Raw genomic sequence first — 16,522 nt, 5'->3', positions numbered from 1 at the left:
CCCGGAGGGGCCGGGGGTGAGGGCGGCTTTCAGCCGACGATACTCAACGCGCTGGCCCCGTTGCCCTGGCGCTGCACGCGGATCTGCACCGGGATGCGCTCGTGCATCTCCTGCACGTGGGAGATGACCGCCACCTTGCGGCCCTGGGCCTGCAGGTTGTCCAGTGCATCCATCGCCAGCTGCAGCGACTCGGGGTCGAGGCTGCCGAAGCCCTCGTCGATGAACAGCGACTCGATGCGCAGCTTGCTCGACGCCATCGACGCCAGGCCCAGCGCCAGGGCCAGCGAGACCAGGAAGGTCTCGCCGCCGGACAGCGAATGCACCGAGCGCAGCTCGTCGCCCATCTCGGTATCCAGCACCAGCAGACCCAGCGCGCTGCCGCCGCGCTGCAGGCGGTAGCGCTTGGCCAGCTGGCGCAGCTGCAGGTTGGCGTGCTGCACCAGCAAGTCGAGGTTGTAGCCCTGGGCGATCTTGCGGAAGGTGGCGCCGTCGGCCGAGCCGACCAGCGCGCTGATCCGCCCCCAGCGCAGGTGCTCGGCCTGCGCTGCGGCGATGCGTTCCAGCAGCTCGCGGCTCTGGGTGCGGTGGCGGTCGTCTTCGACCAGTGCGGCGCGCACTTCGACGCTGTGCTGCTCGGCCTGATCGCAGCGTTGCTGCTGTTCGCTCAGGGCCTGCTCCAGCACGGCCGGCTCCGGCGCTTCGGCTTGTTTGGCCTGGTGCGCGGCCAGCTGCTGGCTGCGCTCGTCGAGACGCACCTGGCACTGCGCCAGGGCTTCGCTGGCCTGCTGCAGGCGCTGGCGCAGCTCGGCCAGCTCGCCAGCCGGGCGGACCAGCAGAGCGGCGAGGGTAGTGTCGTCCAGCTGCGGATGGCGAGTCCTCCAGGCGGCCAGTTCGACGGCCAGGTTGTCACGCTCCTGCCGCAGTGCCTGTTGGCGTTGGCGCAGGTGGTCGCCCTCGCCGGCGAGCTTGACCCGCTGCTCGCGCGCCGCGTTCAGTGCGCCGGCGCAGGTCTGCTCGGCGGTGCGGGCGCTGATGACCGCCTGTTCCAGGCGCTGCTGCCAGACGCCGGCGCTGGGCTGCTCGCCCAGGCTCTGGCGCAAGCTAGCCAAGGTACTCTGCTGGCGGGCCTGCAGTTCGACCAGACGTGCGCTGTAGGCCTGCAGCGTCTGCTGGCGATGGGCCTGCTGCAGGCGTTCGTTCTCCAGCGCGGTCTGCCGCTGCTGGTGCTCCTCGTCCAGTTCGGCCTGTTGCTGCAGCTGCTGCAGGCGGTCGCCGACCTGGCGATCGAGCTGCATGAAGGTCGGCGCCGGTGCCTCGGGCCAGCGCGCCAGTAACTCGGCGGGTAGCAGGCCGGTGAAGGACTGCAGTTCGGCGGCGAGCTGCGCGCCGTCGCGCTGCAGATGCTGGCGCTGCTGCTCCAGCTGCGCGGTCGCATTCTGGCTGGCGTCGCGGGCCTGTTGCCAGCGCTGCTGCAGCTGCTCGGCCTGCTGCTGCAGGGCCAGCAGGCGGGCCTGGCGCTGTTCGGCGGTGTCGATGCGCTGGCGCAGGCTGGTCAGTTGCTGCTCCAGCCAGGCGGCGCGCTGCTCGGTTGGCTGGACGAGCAGGTCGGCATGGGCGGCGAGGCTGGCGTCCAGCTTCTGGAGGTCGGCCTTCAGTTGCGTCTGTTCGTTGCCGAGCTGCTCCAGTTGCTGGCCAAGCGCCTTGTAGTCGGCGGCCAGTTCGGCGCGCTGTTCCTTGAGTCGCTCGACCTGCTGCTGCGCGCGCTGCGCCTCGTCCTCGTCCTGGCTGGCGAGGGCCTGCAGCAGGGCATCCGGCTGGTGCCAGGGGTGTTCCTCGCTGCCGCACACCGGGCAGGGCTCGCCGTCGCGCAGTTGCGCGCGCAGCGCCTCGACGCTGGCGCTGCGGGCCAGGCGCTGGCGTTCGAGCAGGGCGAGGGTGATCTGCAGCGCCTGATCGGCCGTGTCCAGTTCGTTGCGCACCTGCGTGCCGCGGGTCAGGCATTGCTCGCGGCGGGTCTGCAGGTCGGCGAGGCGGGCCTGCAGGTCGTCCTGGCGCGCGCCCAGTTCCTGGCGGCGTTGCCACAGCTGGTGCTGTTCCTCGCGGGTGCGCAACTGCGGACGCCAGTCGCCGAGCTGGCGTTGCAGCTCGGCCAGTTGTTCGCCGCAGCTGCTGCCGCCGAGTTCCTGCTGCAGCGTCTCCAGGGCCTGGCGGGCGTCGTTCAGCTGGGTTTGCGCCTGGGCGGCGGTCTGCTCCAGCGCCGGCAGCTCGCCACGGCCCTGGTGCAGACGATTGGCCAGCAGCACCGCCTGCTGCAGGCGCGGGCGATGGCCGTCCCAGGCGGCGCACAGCGATTGCAGCACGGCGCTGCGGTCGAGCTGGGCGGCCAGTTCGGTCTGCTGGTTGGCCAGCGCGGTCTGCCGTTCCTGCAGTTGCGCCAGCGTCGCCTCGCCAGCGGCGCAGGCCGCGCCGGCCTGCTGCTCGGCCTGTTGCGCCTGGGTCAGGTCCTGCTCCAGCTGGGCCAGACGTTCCTCTTCCTTGTGCGCCTGGGCCAGCAGCGGCGCTGCTTGCTGGCGGGTGTTTTCCGCCGTCTGCAACTGCGCCACGGCAGCCGTGCTGGCGCTTTCCAGCTCGCTCAGGCGCTGTTGCAGGGCCTGCTGCTGGGCGCCGTGGGCTTCGATGCTGGCCGCCAGTTCGGCCAGCTGCGGGCCGATGTCGCCTTGGCGCAGGAAGCGGTGGCGCTCGGGGGTGAGCTGTTCGAGCAGGGCGAGAGTCTGGCGTTCGCCGGCCAGGCCATCGTGCTCGGCGCGGGCGCTATCCAGCTGGGTCTGGGCGGCCAGTTGTTCGGCTTGCAGGCGAGCCAGCTCGGCGAGCCACTGGCGCTGTTGCTGCAGGGTGTGCAGTTGCTGCTGCTCGCTCTTGAGCTGGGCGAGGGCGGCGGCGTGCTGCTGCTCCAGCGCCTGACGCTCCTCAACGGCCAGCGGGCGGATGCCGCCGGCGTCGCGTTCCAGCTGTTCGAGGGCTTCGCGGGCGCGCTTGGCGGCGGCGAAGGCCGCCTTGCCGATGCGGCTGTACACGCCGGTGTCGGTAAGCTTTTCCAGCAGGGTGCCGCGCTCGTTGTCGTCGGCCTTGAGGAAGGCGCTGAACTCGCTCTGCGCCAGCAGCACGGCGCGGGTGAACTGCTGCAGGTTGAGGCCCAGGCGCAGCTCCATCTGCTCACGAAATTCGCTCTTGTTGCTGGTCAGCAGCTGGTCGCTGTCCAGGTCGCGCAGGCTCTGCTGGCTGTTCTGCAGCTTGCCTGCTGCCTTGTCGCGGGCGCGGCGCACTTCCCAGCGGGCACGGTAGCGCTTGCCGTCGACGCCGACGAAGTCCACCTCGGCATGCCCGCCAGCGCAGCCGCGGCGCAGCAGGTTGCGGCCGTCGTCGCTGCCGAGGGCCTCGTTGTCGGCGCCGTCCGGCACCTTGAGCTGGGCCTTGGCGTGCTGCAGACGCGGCGTCTCGCCGAACAGTGCCAGGCACAGGGCGTCGAGCAGGGTGCTCTTGCCGGCGCCAGTGGGGCCGGTGATGGCGAACAGACCGGCGCTGGCGAGCGGCTCGGCGGTGAAGTCGACGGCCTGCTCGCCGGCCAGCGAGGCGAGGTTCTTCAGGCGGATGGCGAGGATCTTCATGCCGGTTCTCCTTCGAGTTCCACAGCCTGCAACAGGGTCATGAAGTCCTGCAGCACCTGGGCGTCGGCTTCATTGCCGTATTCCGCCTGCCAGCTGCGGCGGAACAGCTCCTGCGGGCTGAGCTGGTCGAGGCCGACCAGTGGCGGCGCCTCTTCCTGGCTGCCGCGGTATTCGCTGGCGATGCGCACCAGGCGGCAGCCCTTGCCGTCCAGCGCGGTCTCGATCTGCTGGCGCAGGTCGGGCTGCGGTTGCTCCAGCTGCACGCGCACCTCCAGCCACGGTTGGCGCTCGCGCGGCAGCTCGGAAGCGGGGAGGGCGGCAAGCAGTTCGAGCACCTCGGCCAGCGGCGCCGGGCCGATGCGCAGCATGTCCACCGCGCGCGGCACGCGCAGCGGTTCGACGCTGCGCAGATGCGCGCCGTCCAGTTCGACCAGCAGTACCTGGTGTGGATAGTTGACCTCGGCGAACGACAGCGGCAGCGGTGCGCCGCTGTAGCGGATGCGCGCCTGGCCGGTGACCTGCTGCGGCTTGTGCAGGTGGCCGAGGGCAGCGTAGGCGACGGCTTCGGGGAACAGGCTGGCCGGCAGCGCCTCGGCGTTGCCGATGACGATGTTGCGCTCGGAGTCCTCGGACACCGCGGCCCCGGCCATGTGCGCATGGCTGACGGCGACCAGTGCCTGATCGGGCGCGCGCTGCGCTTCGGCGGCGGCGATCAGCTCGCGGTGCACCTTGTCGATGCCGGCGAGGTAGTCGTCGCCCACCTCGCCGCCGGTGACCTCGGCCGTGCGCAGGAACGGCAGGGCCAGGCACCAGGCACCCACCGATCCGTCGGCGCGATGCAGCGGCAGCAGCAGGCGCGCGCTGTCCAGGTTGCCGTCGTCCAGCCAGTTCACCCGGCCCAGGGCATGGGCGTTGAGGCGGCGCATCAAGGGCGCCGGCAGCTCGATGCGCCCGCCGGAGTCGTGGTTGCCGGCGATCATCACGATGTCGAGGCGCGGCAGGCGCTGATGGGCGGTGACGATGAAGTCGTACAGGCGTTCCTGCGCCTTGAGCGGCGGGTTGACCGTATCGAAGACGTCGCCGGCGATCAGCAGGGCGTCGGCCTGCTGCGCCACCAGTTGCTCGAGCAGCCAGGCGAGGAAGGCGGCGTGTTCAAAGTCCCGCTCCTGGCCATGCAGGGTCTGCCCTAGGTGCCAGTCGGAGGTGTGGATCAGGCGCATGATTTGCTCCCTCAAGGCATGCGCAACAGCCAGGCGGCTGCGGCGATCGCCAGCATGTGCAGCGGATAGAAGAAGTAGGCCCAGCGACCGACGGGCGGCACGCGCAGGCGCTCCGCCAGCGGCGTGCGCAGCAGCCAGAAGCCCAGTGGCAGGGCTGCCAGGCAGCTGGCGGCGATCAGCCAGTCGCGCGGTTGCCCGGCGAGCAGGGCGGCGCCGAGGCGCGGCGTCAGGTTGGCCAGCAGTACCACCAGCGTCGCCAGCGCCGGCCAGGGGCCGCCACGCTGCAGGGCGAGCAGGCACAGGGTCGGCAGCAGCACGCCGAGCATGCCGTAGGTCAGGTTGGCGCTCAGCCAGCCGGCTCCCGCCAGCATCAGGCCGGCGAGCAGCAGCGGCCCGCGCTGCAGGGTATTGGCACACCAGGCGACGCCCCAGCCCAGAGCCAGGGTGATGAGGATATTCAGCTTGTGGGCATTGCCCAACATCAGGTCGTGGGCCGGCTCGCTGAGCACGGCGAACAGTAGCAGGGCGCCGATGTAGCGCTGCTCGGAGCGGCCGAAGACGCCCGGCCGGCTGCGCGCCAGGTTGACGGCCAGCGCCAGGCAGAACAGCGGAAAGGCCAGCCGGCCGGGGACGAAGCTCCAGGCCAGCAGCGGGTGATCGGGAATCAGGAAGCGCAGGTGGTCGATGGCCATGCTCAGCAGGGCCAGCCACTTGACCAGGTCGAGGCCGCGTTCGCGGCGGCGCGACGCTTGGGGGGCGTTCATCGGGGCGAAAAGGGCGGATTGCGTGTCATCCACCCGGCGCGCGGTCGTAAGGCCGGGCGCCGGCATCGGGCGCGTCGGTGCGCGGCGAGGGGATGCCGACAAGCGGACTCAGTCGCCGCGGTATTCGCAGCCGCTGGTGCAGGTCTCGTGCACGCGCACCCGTGACAGCTCGGGCAACTGCGGCTTGAGCTGCTGCCAGATCCACTTGGACAGGTTCTCGCTGGTGGGGTTTTCCAGACCGGGGATGTCGTTCAAATAGTAGTGGTCGAGGCGGTCGTAGATCGGCTTGAAGATCGCCTTGATCTCGCCGAAATCACGGATCCAGCCGGTATAGGGATCGACCTCGCCCTCGATGTAGATCGCCACGCGGAACGAATGGCCATGAAGACGCCCGCACTTGTGGCCCTGCGGTACATGGGGCAGGAGATGGGCGGCTTCGAAGGTGAATTCTTTAAAGAGTTCCACGGCAACACTCACGGGCTGGAAAAAACCGCGCCAGTCTAACAGTTTTGCCCCACCGACGGCGCGTGGGGCTGGGCTGGCTCAATCAGTGGTGCACATGCTCCTTGCCATCGGCATGCAAGTGGACCTTCTTCTCCGGTGCAGCCGGTGCGCTGGTGACTTCCTGGTCGTGGCCCTGAGTGCTGCCGTGATGGCTGGCTGCCGGTGCATGGTGGTCGTCCGCGGCAGCGGGAGCGTCATGCTGCTGGCTGTGGTCGTGCATGTCGGTTTCCCCGCCGCCGTGGGAGTGGCCGTCGCTGGCTGCCACCAGGGCGCGGTACTGCGCGGCGTCCAGGCTGGGCAGCTGCTGCAGGAAGGCGACCATGCCCCAGATGTGCTCGTCGCCCATGCTCTTGCCCCAGGCCGGCATGCCGCTGGCCTTGATGCCGTGCTTGATGATCCAGAAGGCGACTGACGGATTGCCGCTGGCGCCGATCTGCGCCAGGTTGGGCGGCGCCGGGTAGAGGTTCTGGCTCAGCTCGGTCGGCGCCATGCCCGGCGCCAGGTGGCAGCCGATGCACATGGACTGGTAGTTGCCGGCACCGCGGCGAACCAGCTCGGCGTCGTTCAGGTCGGGTACGGGGATATCGGCGGCGCGTACGGCAATCGAGCGCTCGCGGGTGGCGCTCAGCAGGGCATGCACGCTGTCCAGATGCGGATCGTCGGCGCCTACGTTGATCAGGCCCGCGTAAATGACGCCGCCTACGACAACGGTGCCCGCAAGGCTGGCCAGGGTCAGGGTTTTTATCGTTCTTATCATCGGGTGGGCGTCTCTTAGAACCAGAAGCGGATACCTGCGACCAGGCGCGCTTCGCTGACGTCTTCGCCGTCCTCGCGCAGCAGGTCGGCGCTGTTGCCGTAGGCGCGCGTCCAGTTCACGCCGATGTAGGGGGCGAACTCGCGGCGGATCTCGTAGCGCAGGCGCAGGCCCAGCTCGAGATCGCTGAAGCCTGAGCCAACGCCGCGCTCGTCGTCGTTGCGCCCGTACAGGTTGGCCTCAGCGGCGGGCTGCAGGATCAGCCGGTTGGTCAGCAGGATGTCATATTCGGCGCCCAGACGAAGGGCGCTCTGGCCCCCTTCGCCGAGGAATGCGGTGGCTTCGGTCTCCAGGCCATACAGCGGCATGCCCTGCACGCCTAAGGCGGCCCAGGTCTGCGGCGAGCCGGGCTTGAAGTCCTGGCGCACGCCGGCCACGGTTTCCCACCAGGGGCCGATGGCGTGGCTCCACAGCAGCTGCAGCTCGGCTTCCTCGGTGTGGCCGTCGATCCGCTCGCCCTCGGAGCGGAATGCCAGGCGGTCGATGTCGCCGCCGATCCAGCCGCTCAGATCCCAGCTCAGCGCACTGCCCTCGTCGGCGTCCTGCCATTCCAGCTGATCGGCGAGGAACAGGTAGTTGGTCCCGCCCTGGTGCATGGCATGCGGCGGCAGGTCGGGGAAGGCGGCGGCGCGGTCGGCGTCGGTCAGTGCCGGCACCGGTGCGCCCGGGTAGCCGGTGGCATGGTGGTCGTGCGCGCTGCTTGGCATGGGGGCATGCGGCAGCTGGCCGTGGTCCATGCTGCGATGGTCCATCATCGGCATGTCATGCCCGGATGCCGCCGGGGTCACGGGCGGCCGGAGATGGCCGTCGTGCCCGTGCAGGGCGGGGGCCGCTTGGCCATGGCCGGCATGGGCCGAGTGGTCCATCGGCTCAGCGGCCTGGGTGGCGCTGGTCGCGCCCAGGCTCAGGACCAGAACTAGAGGAAGCTTACTGGCCATCTTTCCCATCCTTGGTGCTTTGGGTGTTTGGCGCGGCCTTGGCCGGCGGCATGCTGCCGTGGTTCATCTGTCCCTGGCCCATGTTGCCGTGATCCATCTGGCCGTGGTTCATGTGCTGGTCGTGCATCTGCTGCATCGTCTGGCCATGGTCCATCGAGCCGTGATCCATCATCTGGCCCTGATTCATCTGCCCTTGGTTCATCTGGCTGTGGTCCATCATGCCGCCCTGTGGCATCTGCCCCTGGCCCATGGTGGACGGGCCCTGCTTGCCGGCAGCCTGAGCGGACTGCGGATGGTGTCCATCGTGTTCGCTCTGCGCCACGGCCTGCGGCAGTTGCAGGGCGCCCAGCAGGCCGAGGGTCAGGGTGGCGGCGAACAGGGTATTGCGCTTGGTGTTGGCGATCATCGGGTATCTCCTCATTCTTCGACGCGGACTTCGCGGAACATCCCGAGGTCCATGTGCATCAGCATGTGACAGTGGTAGGCCCAGCGGCCGAGCGCGTCGGCGGTGACGCGATAGCTGCGTACCGAGCCGGGTGGCATGTCGATGGTGTGCTTGCGCACCTTGAAGTTGCCCTGTTCGTCTTCCAGATCGCTCCACAGACCATGCAGGTGGATGGGGTGGTGCATCATGGTGTCGTTGACCAGCACGATGCGCACGCGCTCGCCGTATTTCAGGCGGATCGGCTCGGCGTGGGCAAACGCCACCCCGTCGATCGACCAGGCGAAGCGCTCCATGTGGCCGGTCAGGTGCAGTTCGAGAGTGCGGCTCGGCGTGCGGCCGTCCGGGTCGGCGAAGCGGCTGCGCAGGTCGGCGTAGGTCAGCACGCGGCGACCGTTGTCGCGCAGGCCGATGCCCGGGTCGTCCAGTTTGGCGATGGGCGCCATGGTCTGCATGTCGATCAGCGGATTGCCGGCCTCGCTGGCCGGGTGGCCCTGCATGGCGATGGCCGCGGCGGTGGTCGTGCCGTGGTCCATGCCGGCCATGCTACCGTGGTCCATGCCCGCCATCTGCCCGTGATCCATCCCGGTCATGGCCGCTGGGTTCATCCCGCCCTGCGCCGCGGCGCCGTGGTTCATGCTGGCGTGGTTCATCGCGGAATGATCCATGGCACCGGCCGCCGCAGCGGCGCCGCCATGGCTGGCGTGTGCGTCGGCACCGCCGTGCGCGCCATGATCGCCATGGCCCATGTCGGCCATGCTCAGCTCGGGACGCGGATCGGGCTCGGGTACCGGCGCGCTCAAACCCTCGCGCACGGCCAGGGTGCCGCGGGCGTAGCCGCTGCGGTCCATGGACTGGGCGAACAGGGTATAGGCGTCCTGACTGCCATCGGGGGTGACGATCACGTCGTAGGTTTCCGCCACGCCCAGACGGATTTCGTCGACCTCCACCGGCTCGACGTTCTGGCCGTCGGCGGCGACCACGGTGAGCTTGAGGCCGGGGATGCGGAAGTCGAAGTAGCTCATCGCCGCGGCGTTGATCAGGCGCAGGCGGATGCGCTCGCCCGGCTGGAACAGAGCGGTCCAGTTGCCGTCCGGCGCCTGGCCGTTGAGCAGGTAGGTGTAGGTGGCGCCGCTGACGTCGGCCAGATCGGTCGGGCTCATGTTCATCTGCGCCCAGGCCCAGCGTTCGCTGAGGGTGTCGCTCCAGCCCTTGTCGCTCACGTCGCGGATGAAGTCGCCGACCGTGCGGCGGTGCTGGTTGTAGTAGTCGGAGCGTTTCTTCAGCTTGGCCAGCACCCGCGCCGGGTCCTCGTCGGTCCAGTCGGAGAGCATCACCACGTAGTCGCGCTCGTACTGGAACGGCTCGGGCTCCAGCGGGTCGATCACCAGCGGGCCGTAGAGGCCGCGCTGCTCCTGGAAGCCGGAGTGGCTGTGGTACCAGTAGGTGCCGCTCTGCTTCACCTTGAACTGGTACTCGTACATTCCGTCCGGCGCGATGCCGGCGAAGCTGAAGCCCGGCACGCCGTCCATGTTGGCCGGCAGCAGGATGCCGTGCCAGTGGATCGAGGTGTCCTCTTTCAGGCGGTTGCGCACCCGCAGGGTCACCACGTCGCCCTCGCGCCAGCGCAGCAGCGGCGCCGGCAGGCTGCCGTTGACCGCCACGGCGGTGCGCGTCTTGCCGGTGAAGTTGACCGGCAGTTCGTCGATGCTCAGGTCGAACTGCGTGCCGGCCAGCACGCCTGGCTGTCCGGGCCTGCCCAGCGCCCACACCGGCGCTCGCCACAGGCCGAGGCCGGCGAGCACGCCACCGGCTGCCAAGCCCTTGATGAAGGTTCGTCGCGAAGTCACAGATTGCATGCTGTTCATGTCCAGTCAGTCGAAGGCCGCCCGCGCAGAGCCGCCCCATGCCCTCCGCCCCAGGGCGGAACTCCTTTGGTATGGGTGCACCATAAAGGTGGCGAGCTGTCGGGAAGCTGAGGTGGAGATTACAGTTTTGTCAGGTTGGATAGGCGGAAGGCGAGAGCCTTGGATAGTGGGCAGAAGGATGCTGCGCTCAACTGCGCCCGCTTTGCTTGCCGGCCGAGCGAAAGCTAGGCTTTTGCTCGCAGGTTCGCTTGATCGTTGACGGACCAACCCGGGGCCGGTGGCAATGTTGAATCATGCTTCAGTGCCCCAAACCAACCTCGGTTCAACTCGAGCGAGAGCTAAACAACATGAACATCGTCAACAGTGTTGCAGTCGTGGTAGCGGTGGCGACGGGATCGCTTGCCGCTCCCATTGTCTGTGCGGATACGCAGACCGCGGGACCCAGTTTCATTTCGGTCACTGCGTCCGAACTCAAATGGACCGACGCGCCATCGGTCGGACTCGGCGCGCAGATCGCTGTAATCGAAGGCGATTTGAAAACGGCGGGACCTCTTACATTTCGCCTGAAGCTTCCACCGAACCTGGTAATCGGTGTCCACACGCACCCAGGGTATGAGCGGGTAACCGTCATTTCGGGGTCTTTCAATTTTGCTACCGGAGACAAGTTCGATTCTGCGAAGGCCAAGTCATACAATGCTGGTGACCTGTTCATTGTCCCCCCTGGAATGGCGATGTACGGCGAGACTAAAAATGAAGGTGCGATCCTGCAGATTCATGGAACCGGACCTTGGGGCATGAGTTACCTTGATGCCAAAGGTACCTCCGAAAAAAAATAGAGTCGGTCACTCAGCCGCGACTTGATCCGCAACTTCCCGCGCAATATGGCCTTGAATCGGAGCGCCGCCAGCGACGCTCCCGGGCCAACCGATCAAGCGCTAACCCGTATATGTACTCTCCTGAGCAACCCTGCTCCAACCTCTCGCCCAGCTGTACCCTCACAGCAGCGCGATACCGAACCGCTGCAGCACAACAGCAAACAGACCGAAGCAGACGACCGTGATCGCCACGCAGGCCAGCAGGGTCGGCCAGAAGCCGATGCGGGCCAGCAGTCGGGGGAAGGCGAGAAACATCGGCAGGGTGGGCAGGACGTACCAGAAGGTGTACCAGGCATGGTTGGCGATCTTTTCCGCCGACTGCCGTTCGATGTAGAGCCAGATCAGCGTCAGCAGGGTGATCAGCGGCAGGGCGGCGATGAAGCCGCCGAGGCGGTCGCTGCGCTTGGCCGCTTCCGACACCAGGACCACCACGGCAGCGGTCAGAGCGTATTTGGTGATGATCCAGCTCATTGGCGATTCCCGAGGACCGTAGGCAATGAGGCGCAAGCCTATACCAGCGGCTGGATTCAGAACATCTGCTCGATAGTGATGTAGTCACCACGGGTGCGCAGGGTGAGTTTCACCGGCTGGTCGCTGCGGTTGCGCCAGTACCAGCCATGCCGGCCGTCGAAGGCGGCGACCAGCTCGCCCCGTTGCTCGGGCGCCTGCTTGCCCTTGCCGTAGCCGTGGTAGAAGTCGCGCGGGGCGTTGTACGGGTCGCCGTGGGTGTCGTAGTTCACCCGGTCACCGTTGGCCGTCCAGTGGTAGGCGACCTTGGCACCCTGTTTCATCTCCAGCTTGATCTCGGTGCCTTCGTTGGGCTGCAGGACGAGGTTGACCTCATGCTGCTGCTCGGCACTCGCTGGTGTTTGGGCGGCCGTCGTCGGTGCGGCCGGGGCGGCCACGGGACCGGGTGCCGGGGCCGGCTGCGCCGGCTCGGTGGCGGCCTCCCGGGCCAGGGTCGCCTTGAGTTCGCCCATCTGCGTCAGGCCTAGCAGGCGGCCTGCACCGCTGGGGTCGAGGGCGAATTCGGCGGGTAGGACTACGGTCACCAGCAGGGTGCTGGCGATGCCCAGGGCGAGTAGGGTGGAGCGCAGCAGCTGGGCGCTGCTCGGCAGTTCATCGAGACTGGGACGATGACGATTGAACATGGGGCGACTCCTCGTCAGGACAGGATCAGGCCGCTGAGCTGGTAGCCCATCAGCAGGAAGCCGGCGCTCATCAGGGCGACGTTGGCACCGTAGGCATGGCGCCAGAAGCCGGGGCGACGTCGCCAGTAGCCCATCAGGATGAGGATGGCGCCGAGGGCCAGCAGCTGGCCGAGCTCCACGCCGACATTGAAGGCGATCAGGTTGGCGACCAGGTCGTCGGCGCCCAGCTCGAAGTCGAGCAGCTTGCTGGCCAGACCGAAGCCGTGAATCAGGCCGAAGAACAGGGTGGCCAGGCGGGTATCCGGCTGGCAGCCGATCCAGCGCTGAAACGCGCCGAGGTTGTCGAGGGCCTTGTACACCACCGACAAGCCGATGATGGCGTCGATGACATGGGCGTCGATGCGCACTTCGCCCAGCACGCCGGCGAGCAGGGTGAGCGAGTGGCCGAGGGCGAACAGGGTGACGTACAGTCCGACGTCCTTCAGGCGATAGAGGAAGAAGATTACCCCGATCAGGAACAGCAGGTGGTCGTAGCCGGTGACCATGTGCTTGGCGCCGAGGTAGACGAAGGGCAGCAGCAACATCCCGCTGCTTTCCTGGATGAAGCCCTTGTCGCCTTCGGCCACGCCGTGAGCCAGGGCCTCGGGCGCGTCGCTCAGCAGCAGGAGAGCGAGCAGGGGTAGGGTAGAGAACAGGCGCAGGGGCGTGGCAAGCACCACCCGCCGGCACAGCAACGGCAGAGTCATGACGGGATCCCCTGGGGCAGTGGTTGGATCGTCAGGCGCGACTCCCGGTCTGTCTGGATGTGCGCCCCGGCTCATCTTCGCCATGCTGTGTGCGAGGGACAACGCTACCTGAGAGCCGGATGGCTAGTGCTTGGGTACTGCCTGGCGGGTGCGCCTGCTTGCCGGCACCGGTGTGGCAGCGAGGAAGTTTTGGCCAAGCAACCTGCGCTGTATGTGCGTGCCGGCGGCGTGTCTGCAATGGCCCTTGCAGGGGCGGAAGGGCAAAAGTGTCGAGCGTGTCGACGGAACTCTACCGGCAGCTTGACCCCCTCCCGGAAAAACCAGAATCTGCAAACGGAGAACGGCGGTCGATTTCAAAGGACAGAAGCCCCATGCTGAACATTCCCGAACACCTGTGCCAGTCCAATATCGTGTTGCTCGAGGCGGCGGGCGGTAACCTGACCCTGCCGGCGAGCGCCCTCGAGACGGCCGGCCTGAAAAACCCCCGTGTGTTCAGCGACCCCGCCCAAGGCTTGCCTTGGTTGCTGGAAAACTCCTGGGACCTGCTGCTGCTCGACCTCGACATCCCCCGGCCCGGCGGCCTCGAGATCCTCAGCCTGCTGCGCAAGTACCTGCCGGAGAGCCTGCCGATCATCGCGGTTTCCACCCACCGCGATATCGACAGCCGCCGCCGTGCCCTGGACTTCGGCGTCAGCGACTACCTGTGCAAGCCGGTGGACATCCAGGAAATGCTCCTGCGTCTGCGCAACCATCTCAGCCTCTGGTTCACCCGCATCGAGCTGGACAACGAGCGTCGACTACTCGAAAAGCGCGTCGAGGAGCGCACCCGGGAAGTGCAGAGAACCACGGAAATGGTCATCCGTTGTCTGGTGCGGGTGACCGAATACCGCGACAACCAGAGCGGTCACCACATGATCCGTATCGGCGAAAGTGCCGCCCTGCTGGCCCGTGCCTATGGCTGCCGGACGCCATGGGTCAACCAGTTTCGCCTGGCCGCCACCATGCATGATATCGGCAAGGTAGGTATTCCAGATCATGTCCTGCTCAAGCCGGGTCCGCTCGATGAAGAGGAAACCCTGGCCATGCGCCAGCACGTGGAACTGGGTGGCCAGTTTCTGAGTGAGGGGTCCGGCAACCCGCTGCTGCAGCTGGGCGCGGAAATCGCCCGACACCATCATGAGAAGTGGGACGGCAGCGGCTACCCGCAGGGCCTCAAGGGCGATGCCATTCCCCTGTCCGCGCGCATCGTCGCGTTGTGCGACGTCTACGATGCCCTGCGTGCCGCTCGCCCTTTCAGGCAGGCCTGGAGTGCCAAAGAGGCCCAGTTGCTCATCCGCGAACAGGCCGGCCGGCACTTCGATCCCGAGCTGGTCAAGCTGATGGATCGGCAGATGTTCGAGGCCTTCGAAAATCTGCGCATGATCTGGAGCGACTAGCCGCCAGATTCCGACCCTGCCCGGTGCCGCCGGGCGATGGTCTGGCGCCTCAAGCCGCGAGCGCCTGCTATACCTGCATGCAGCGCCAATTCATTCGGGAAGAACGCTCATGTACAAACTGTGGAACCTGCTGCTCGCCGTGTTGCTCCTAGGCCTCTCCGGCTGCGGCTACAACACCCTGCAGTCCAGCGACGAGCAGACCAAGGCGAGCTGGTCCGAAGTGCTCAATCAGTACCAGCGCCGCGCCGACCTGGTGCCCAATCTGGTCAACACGGTCAAGGGCTATGCCGCCCACGAGCGGGAAGTGCTGGAGCAGGTCACCGAGGCCCGCTCGCGCGTCGGCGGTATCCAGATCACCCCGGAGCTGGTGAATGATCCCGAGGCCTTCGCCCGCTTCCAGGCGGCCCAGGCGCAGTTGAGTGGCGCGCTGTCGCGCCTGATGGTGGTGGTGGAAAACTACCCGCAGCTGAAGGCCGATGCCATCTTCCGCGATCTGCAGGCGCAGTTGGAAGGCACCGAGAACCGTATCGCCGTGGCGCGCAACCGCTACATCAAGGCGGTGGAGGCGTACAACGTGACGGTGCGCAGCTTTCCCTCCAACCTGACCGCGATGGTGTTCGGCTACAAGGTCAAGCCCAACTTCAGCGTGGAGAACGAGCGCGCCATTTCCACGGCGCCGGCGGTGGATTTCGCCACCCCGCCGGCCCAGCCGCAAGGCGGCAAGCCGCAGCCGGGCTACTGATGAGCGCCTTCGCGCCGCTGCGGGTCCTGCTGGTGGCGCTTGCCCTGGGCGCGAGCCTGTCGGTCGCGGCTCAGCCGGTGGCGGTACCGCCCCTGAGCGCGAGGGTCACCGACCAGTCGGCGACGCTCACGCCGGCACAGGCCGCGGCCCTCGAAGGGAAGCTGCAGGCGTTCGAGAAGGAAAAGGGCAGCCAGCTGGCCGTGTTGATCGTTCCGACCACCGGCGAGGAGCCGATCGAGCAGTACGCCCTGCGGGTGGTCGAACAGTGGAGGCTGGGGCGCAAAAACGTCGACGACGGCGCCTTGCTGATCGTGGCCAAGGACGATCGCAGCCTGCGCATCGAGGTGGGGTACGGCCTTGAGGGCGCGCTGAACGATGCCACGGCCAAGCGCATCATCAGCGAAATCATCGTGCCGCGCTTTCAGCAGGGCGACTTCTATGGCGGCATCGATGCCGGCATCGAGCGCATGATCGGCGTGGTCAGCGGCGAGCCGCTGCCCGCGCCCGAGCGTGCGGTGGGCGAAATGGCCGGCGAGTTTTCCCAGCTCATCCCGATTGTCTTGATGCTGGTGTTCGTGCTCGGCGGGGTGCTGCGCGCGGTCCTCGGGCGCTTGCCGGCGGCGCTGCTGACCGGTGTTGGCGTGGTGGTCGTTTCCTGGCTGCTCATCGGGCTGATCTCGGCCGCGCTGGGTGCGGGGCTGGTCGCCTTCATGTTCACCCTGCTCGGTGGCAGCGCCGGCCGGCTCGGCGGCCTGGGTGGCGGCAGGGGCGGCTTGGGTGGGGGCTTCGGCGGCGGTGGCGGCGGTTTTGGTGGCGGGGGCGCATCGGGACGATGGTGATCAGCGACTGCAAGCGCCTGGCCCGGCATCTGCTGATGACGCCCTGGCAGATGAGACGAGCCTTTGCTCCCCGCGCGCTGGATGCGATCCAGGCGGAGATCGCCGCGAGCGAGCGCCGCCATGCCGGGCAGATCCGCTTCGCCGTGGAGGGTTCGCTGCCGAGAATCGGCCTGCTGCGTCAGCAGTCGGCCAGGGAGCGGGCGCTCGAGGTGTTCTCGCTGTTGCGGGTGTGGGACACCGAGCAGAACAACGGCGTGCTGGTCTACCTGCTGCTGGCCGATCGAGACGTCGAAATCGTCGCCGACCGGGGCATGGCGGCCAGGGTCGGCACGCACGAGTGGGAGAGCATCTGTCACATCATGGAACAGGCCTTTCTCCAGGGGCGCTTCGAGGAGGGTGCGCTGGAAGGGATTCGCGCGGTGACCCGCCTGATGGTGGAGCACTTCCCGGCAACGGCCGAACAGGTCAACGAGCTGCCGGATCGCCCCACCCTGTTGTGATGAGCGGGTCGACCTGGA

Annotated in this window: 16 protein-coding genes; 5 read left to right on the top strand and 11 right to left on the bottom strand. The window is 67.6% G+C overall.

The annotated features are described in order from the left end of the window. Positions 1-29 precede the first annotated feature (29 nt). The 8 genes from BMZ19_RS18910 to BMZ19_RS18875 all read right to left on the bottom strand — a co-directional run bounded on the left by BMZ19_RS18910 (position 30) and on the right by BMZ19_RS18875 (position 10,206). Positions 30-3,665 (bottom strand): AAA family ATPase, encoded by a 3,636-nt coding sequence (locus tag BMZ19_RS18910; protein WP_090313140.1) that lies wholly within the window; start codon positions 3,663-3,665, stop codon positions 30-32. Continuing rightward, on the bottom strand, positions 3,662-4,885 hold the full coding sequence (locus BMZ19_RS18905) for an exonuclease SbcCD subunit D C-terminal domain-containing protein (protein WP_090313139.1): 1,224 nt from the start codon (positions 4,883-4,885) through the stop codon (positions 3,662-3,664). Before BMZ19_RS18905 ends, BMZ19_RS18910 begins: the two co-directional genes overlap by 4 nt. Before the next feature lie 11 nt (positions 4,886-4,896). Beyond that, positions 4,897-5,649 carry a TraX family protein gene (locus tag BMZ19_RS18900; protein ID WP_090313138.1) on the bottom strand — a complete coding sequence of 251 codons (753 nt, stop codon included), beginning with the start codon at positions 5,647-5,649 and terminating at the stop codon, positions 4,897-4,899. 108 nt (positions 5,650-5,757) lie between these two features. After that, positions 5,758-6,114: a 6-carboxytetrahydropterin synthase QueD gene (gene queD, locus BMZ19_RS18895; protein WP_090313137.1), complete on the bottom strand. Its 357-nt coding sequence runs from the start codon at positions 6,112-6,114 to the stop codon at positions 5,758-5,760. Between the two features lie 82 nt (positions 6,115-6,196). Continuing rightward, positions 6,197-6,910 (bottom strand): c-type cytochrome, encoded by a 714-nt coding sequence (locus BMZ19_RS18890; RefSeq protein WP_090313136.1) that lies wholly within the window; start codon positions 6,908-6,910, stop codon positions 6,197-6,199. A gap of 14 nt (positions 6,911-6,924) precedes the next feature. Then, the gene (locus BMZ19_RS18885; protein ID WP_244517281.1) at positions 6,925-7,905 is read right to left on the bottom strand and encodes a copper resistance protein B; all 981 of its coding nucleotides are present in this window, start codon (positions 7,903-7,905) and stop codon (positions 6,925-6,927) included. Further along, complete coding sequence (locus BMZ19_RS18880; RefSeq protein WP_212633253.1) at positions 7,895-8,311, bottom strand: hypothetical protein; 417 nt, start codon at positions 8,309-8,311, stop codon at positions 7,895-7,897. Before BMZ19_RS18880 ends, BMZ19_RS18885 begins: the two co-directional genes overlap by 11 nt. Positions 8,312-8,322: 11 nt before the next feature. Beyond that, entirely contained in the window at positions 8,323-10,206 is a 1,884-nt protein-coding gene (locus BMZ19_RS18875; RefSeq protein ID WP_090313190.1) for a copper resistance system multicopper oxidase, read from the bottom strand. A 356-nt stretch (positions 10,207-10,562) separates the two neighbouring features. Here BMZ19_RS18875 and BMZ19_RS18870 point away from each other — a divergent pair, with 356 nt between their 5' ends. Further along, positions 10,563-11,051: a cupin domain-containing protein gene (locus BMZ19_RS18870; protein ID WP_090313135.1), complete on the top strand. Its 489-nt coding sequence runs from the start codon at positions 10,563-10,565 to the stop codon at positions 11,049-11,051. Between the two features lie 159 nt (positions 11,052-11,210). Here the strand turns inward: BMZ19_RS18870 and BMZ19_RS18865 are convergent, their stop codons facing one another. From BMZ19_RS18865 to BMZ19_RS18855, 3 genes are read right to left on the bottom strand one after another with little or no spacing between them, the layout of a single operon-like run. Continuing rightward, entirely contained in the window at positions 11,211-11,561 is a 351-nt protein-coding gene (locus tag BMZ19_RS18865) for a DUF3147 family protein (RefSeq protein WP_090313134.1), read from the bottom strand. Between the two features lie 56 nt (positions 11,562-11,617). Continuing rightward, entirely contained in the window at positions 11,618-12,241 is a 624-nt protein-coding gene (locus tag BMZ19_RS18860; protein ID WP_090313133.1) for a transmembrane anchor protein, read from the bottom strand. Between the two features lie 14 nt (positions 12,242-12,255). Continuing rightward, a complete protein-coding gene (locus BMZ19_RS18855; protein WP_090313132.1) occupies positions 12,256-12,987 on the bottom strand; it encodes a HupE/UreJ family protein in 732 nt (243 codons plus the stop codon). A 371-nt stretch (positions 12,988-13,358) separates the two neighbouring features. Between BMZ19_RS18855 and BMZ19_RS18850 the strand changes: the two genes are divergently transcribed. The 4 genes from BMZ19_RS18850 (at position 13,359) to BMZ19_RS18835 (ending at position 16,504) form a co-directional block, all read left to right on the top strand. Continuing rightward, positions 13,359-14,423, top strand: a complete 1,065-nt coding sequence (locus BMZ19_RS18850; protein WP_170847810.1) for an HD-GYP domain-containing protein — start codon at positions 13,359-13,361, stop codon at positions 14,421-14,423. 109 nt (positions 14,424-14,532) lie between these two features. Continuing rightward, positions 14,533-15,165 carry a LemA family protein gene (locus BMZ19_RS18845; RefSeq protein ID WP_090313130.1) on the top strand — a complete coding sequence of 211 codons (633 nt, stop codon included), beginning with the start codon at positions 14,533-14,535 and terminating at the stop codon, positions 15,163-15,165. Beyond that, entirely contained in the window at positions 15,165-16,004 is an 840-nt protein-coding gene (locus BMZ19_RS18840; RefSeq protein ID WP_090313129.1) for a TPM domain-containing protein, read from the top strand. The genes BMZ19_RS18845 and BMZ19_RS18840 overlap by 1 nt, the downstream gene beginning before the upstream one ends. Next, positions 15,998-16,504, top strand: a complete 507-nt coding sequence (locus tag BMZ19_RS18835) for a TPM domain-containing protein (RefSeq protein ID WP_090313128.1) — start codon at positions 15,998-16,000, stop codon at positions 16,502-16,504. Before BMZ19_RS18840 ends, BMZ19_RS18835 begins: the two co-directional genes overlap by 7 nt. Positions 16,505-16,522: the final 18 nt, after the last annotated feature.

Source organism: Pseudomonas linyingensis (assembly GCF_900109175.1).
In the GTDB taxonomy this organism is placed as follows: Bacteria; Pseudomonadota; Gammaproteobacteria; order Pseudomonadales; family Pseudomonadaceae; genus Geopseudomonas; species Geopseudomonas linyingensis.
This window is presented reverse-complemented; position numbering and strand designations above follow the sequence as displayed.

Coding starts and splice junctions, on each gene's coding strand:
- BMZ19_RS18910 (WP_090313140.1), bottom strand. CDS start 3,665: ATGAAGATCCTCGCCATCCGCCTGAAGAACCTCGCCTCGCTGGCCGGC.
- BMZ19_RS18905 (WP_090313139.1), bottom strand. CDS start 4,885: ATGCGCCTGATCCACACCTCCGACTGGCACCTAGGGCAGACCCTGCAT.
- BMZ19_RS18900 (WP_090313138.1), bottom strand. CDS start 5,649: ATGAACGCCCCCCAAGCGTCGCGCCGCCGCGAACGCGGCCTCGACCTG.
- BMZ19_RS18890 (WP_090313136.1), bottom strand. CDS start 6,910: ATGATAAGAACGATAAAAACCCTGACCCTGGCCAGCCTTGCGGGCACC.
- BMZ19_RS18885 (WP_244517281.1), bottom strand. CDS start 7,905: ATGGCCAGTAAGCTTCCTCTAGTTCTGGTCCTGAGCCTGGGCGCGACC.
- BMZ19_RS18880 (WP_212633253.1), bottom strand. CDS start 8,311: ATGATCGCCAACACCAAGCGCAATACCCTGTTCGCCGCCACCCTGACC.
- BMZ19_RS18875 (WP_090313190.1), bottom strand. CDS start 10,206: ATGCAATCTGTGACTTCGCGACGAACCTTCATCAAGGGCTTGGCAGCC.
- BMZ19_RS18870 (WP_090313135.1), top strand. CDS start 10,563: ATGAACATCGTCAACAGTGTTGCAGTCGTGGTAGCGGTGGCGACGGGA.
- BMZ19_RS18865 (WP_090313134.1), bottom strand. CDS start 11,561: ATGAGCTGGATCATCACCAAATACGCTCTGACCGCTGCCGTGGTGGTC.
- BMZ19_RS18860 (WP_090313133.1), bottom strand. CDS start 12,241: ATGTTCAATCGTCATCGTCCCAGTCTCGATGAACTGCCGAGCAGCGCC.
- BMZ19_RS18855 (WP_090313132.1), bottom strand. CDS start 12,987: ATGACTCTGCCGTTGCTGTGCCGGCGGGTGGTGCTTGCCACGCCCCTG.
- BMZ19_RS18850 (WP_170847810.1), top strand. CDS start 13,359: ATGCTGAACATTCCCGAACACCTGTGCCAGTCCAATATCGTGTTGCTC.
- BMZ19_RS18845 (WP_090313130.1), top strand. CDS start 14,533: ATGTACAAACTGTGGAACCTGCTGCTCGCCGTGTTGCTCCTAGGCCTC.
- BMZ19_RS18840 (WP_090313129.1), top strand. CDS start 15,165: ATGAGCGCCTTCGCGCCGCTGCGGGTCCTGCTGGTGGCGCTTGCCCTG.
- BMZ19_RS18835 (WP_090313128.1), top strand. CDS start 15,998: ATGGTGATCAGCGACTGCAAGCGCCTGGCCCGGCATCTGCTGATGACG.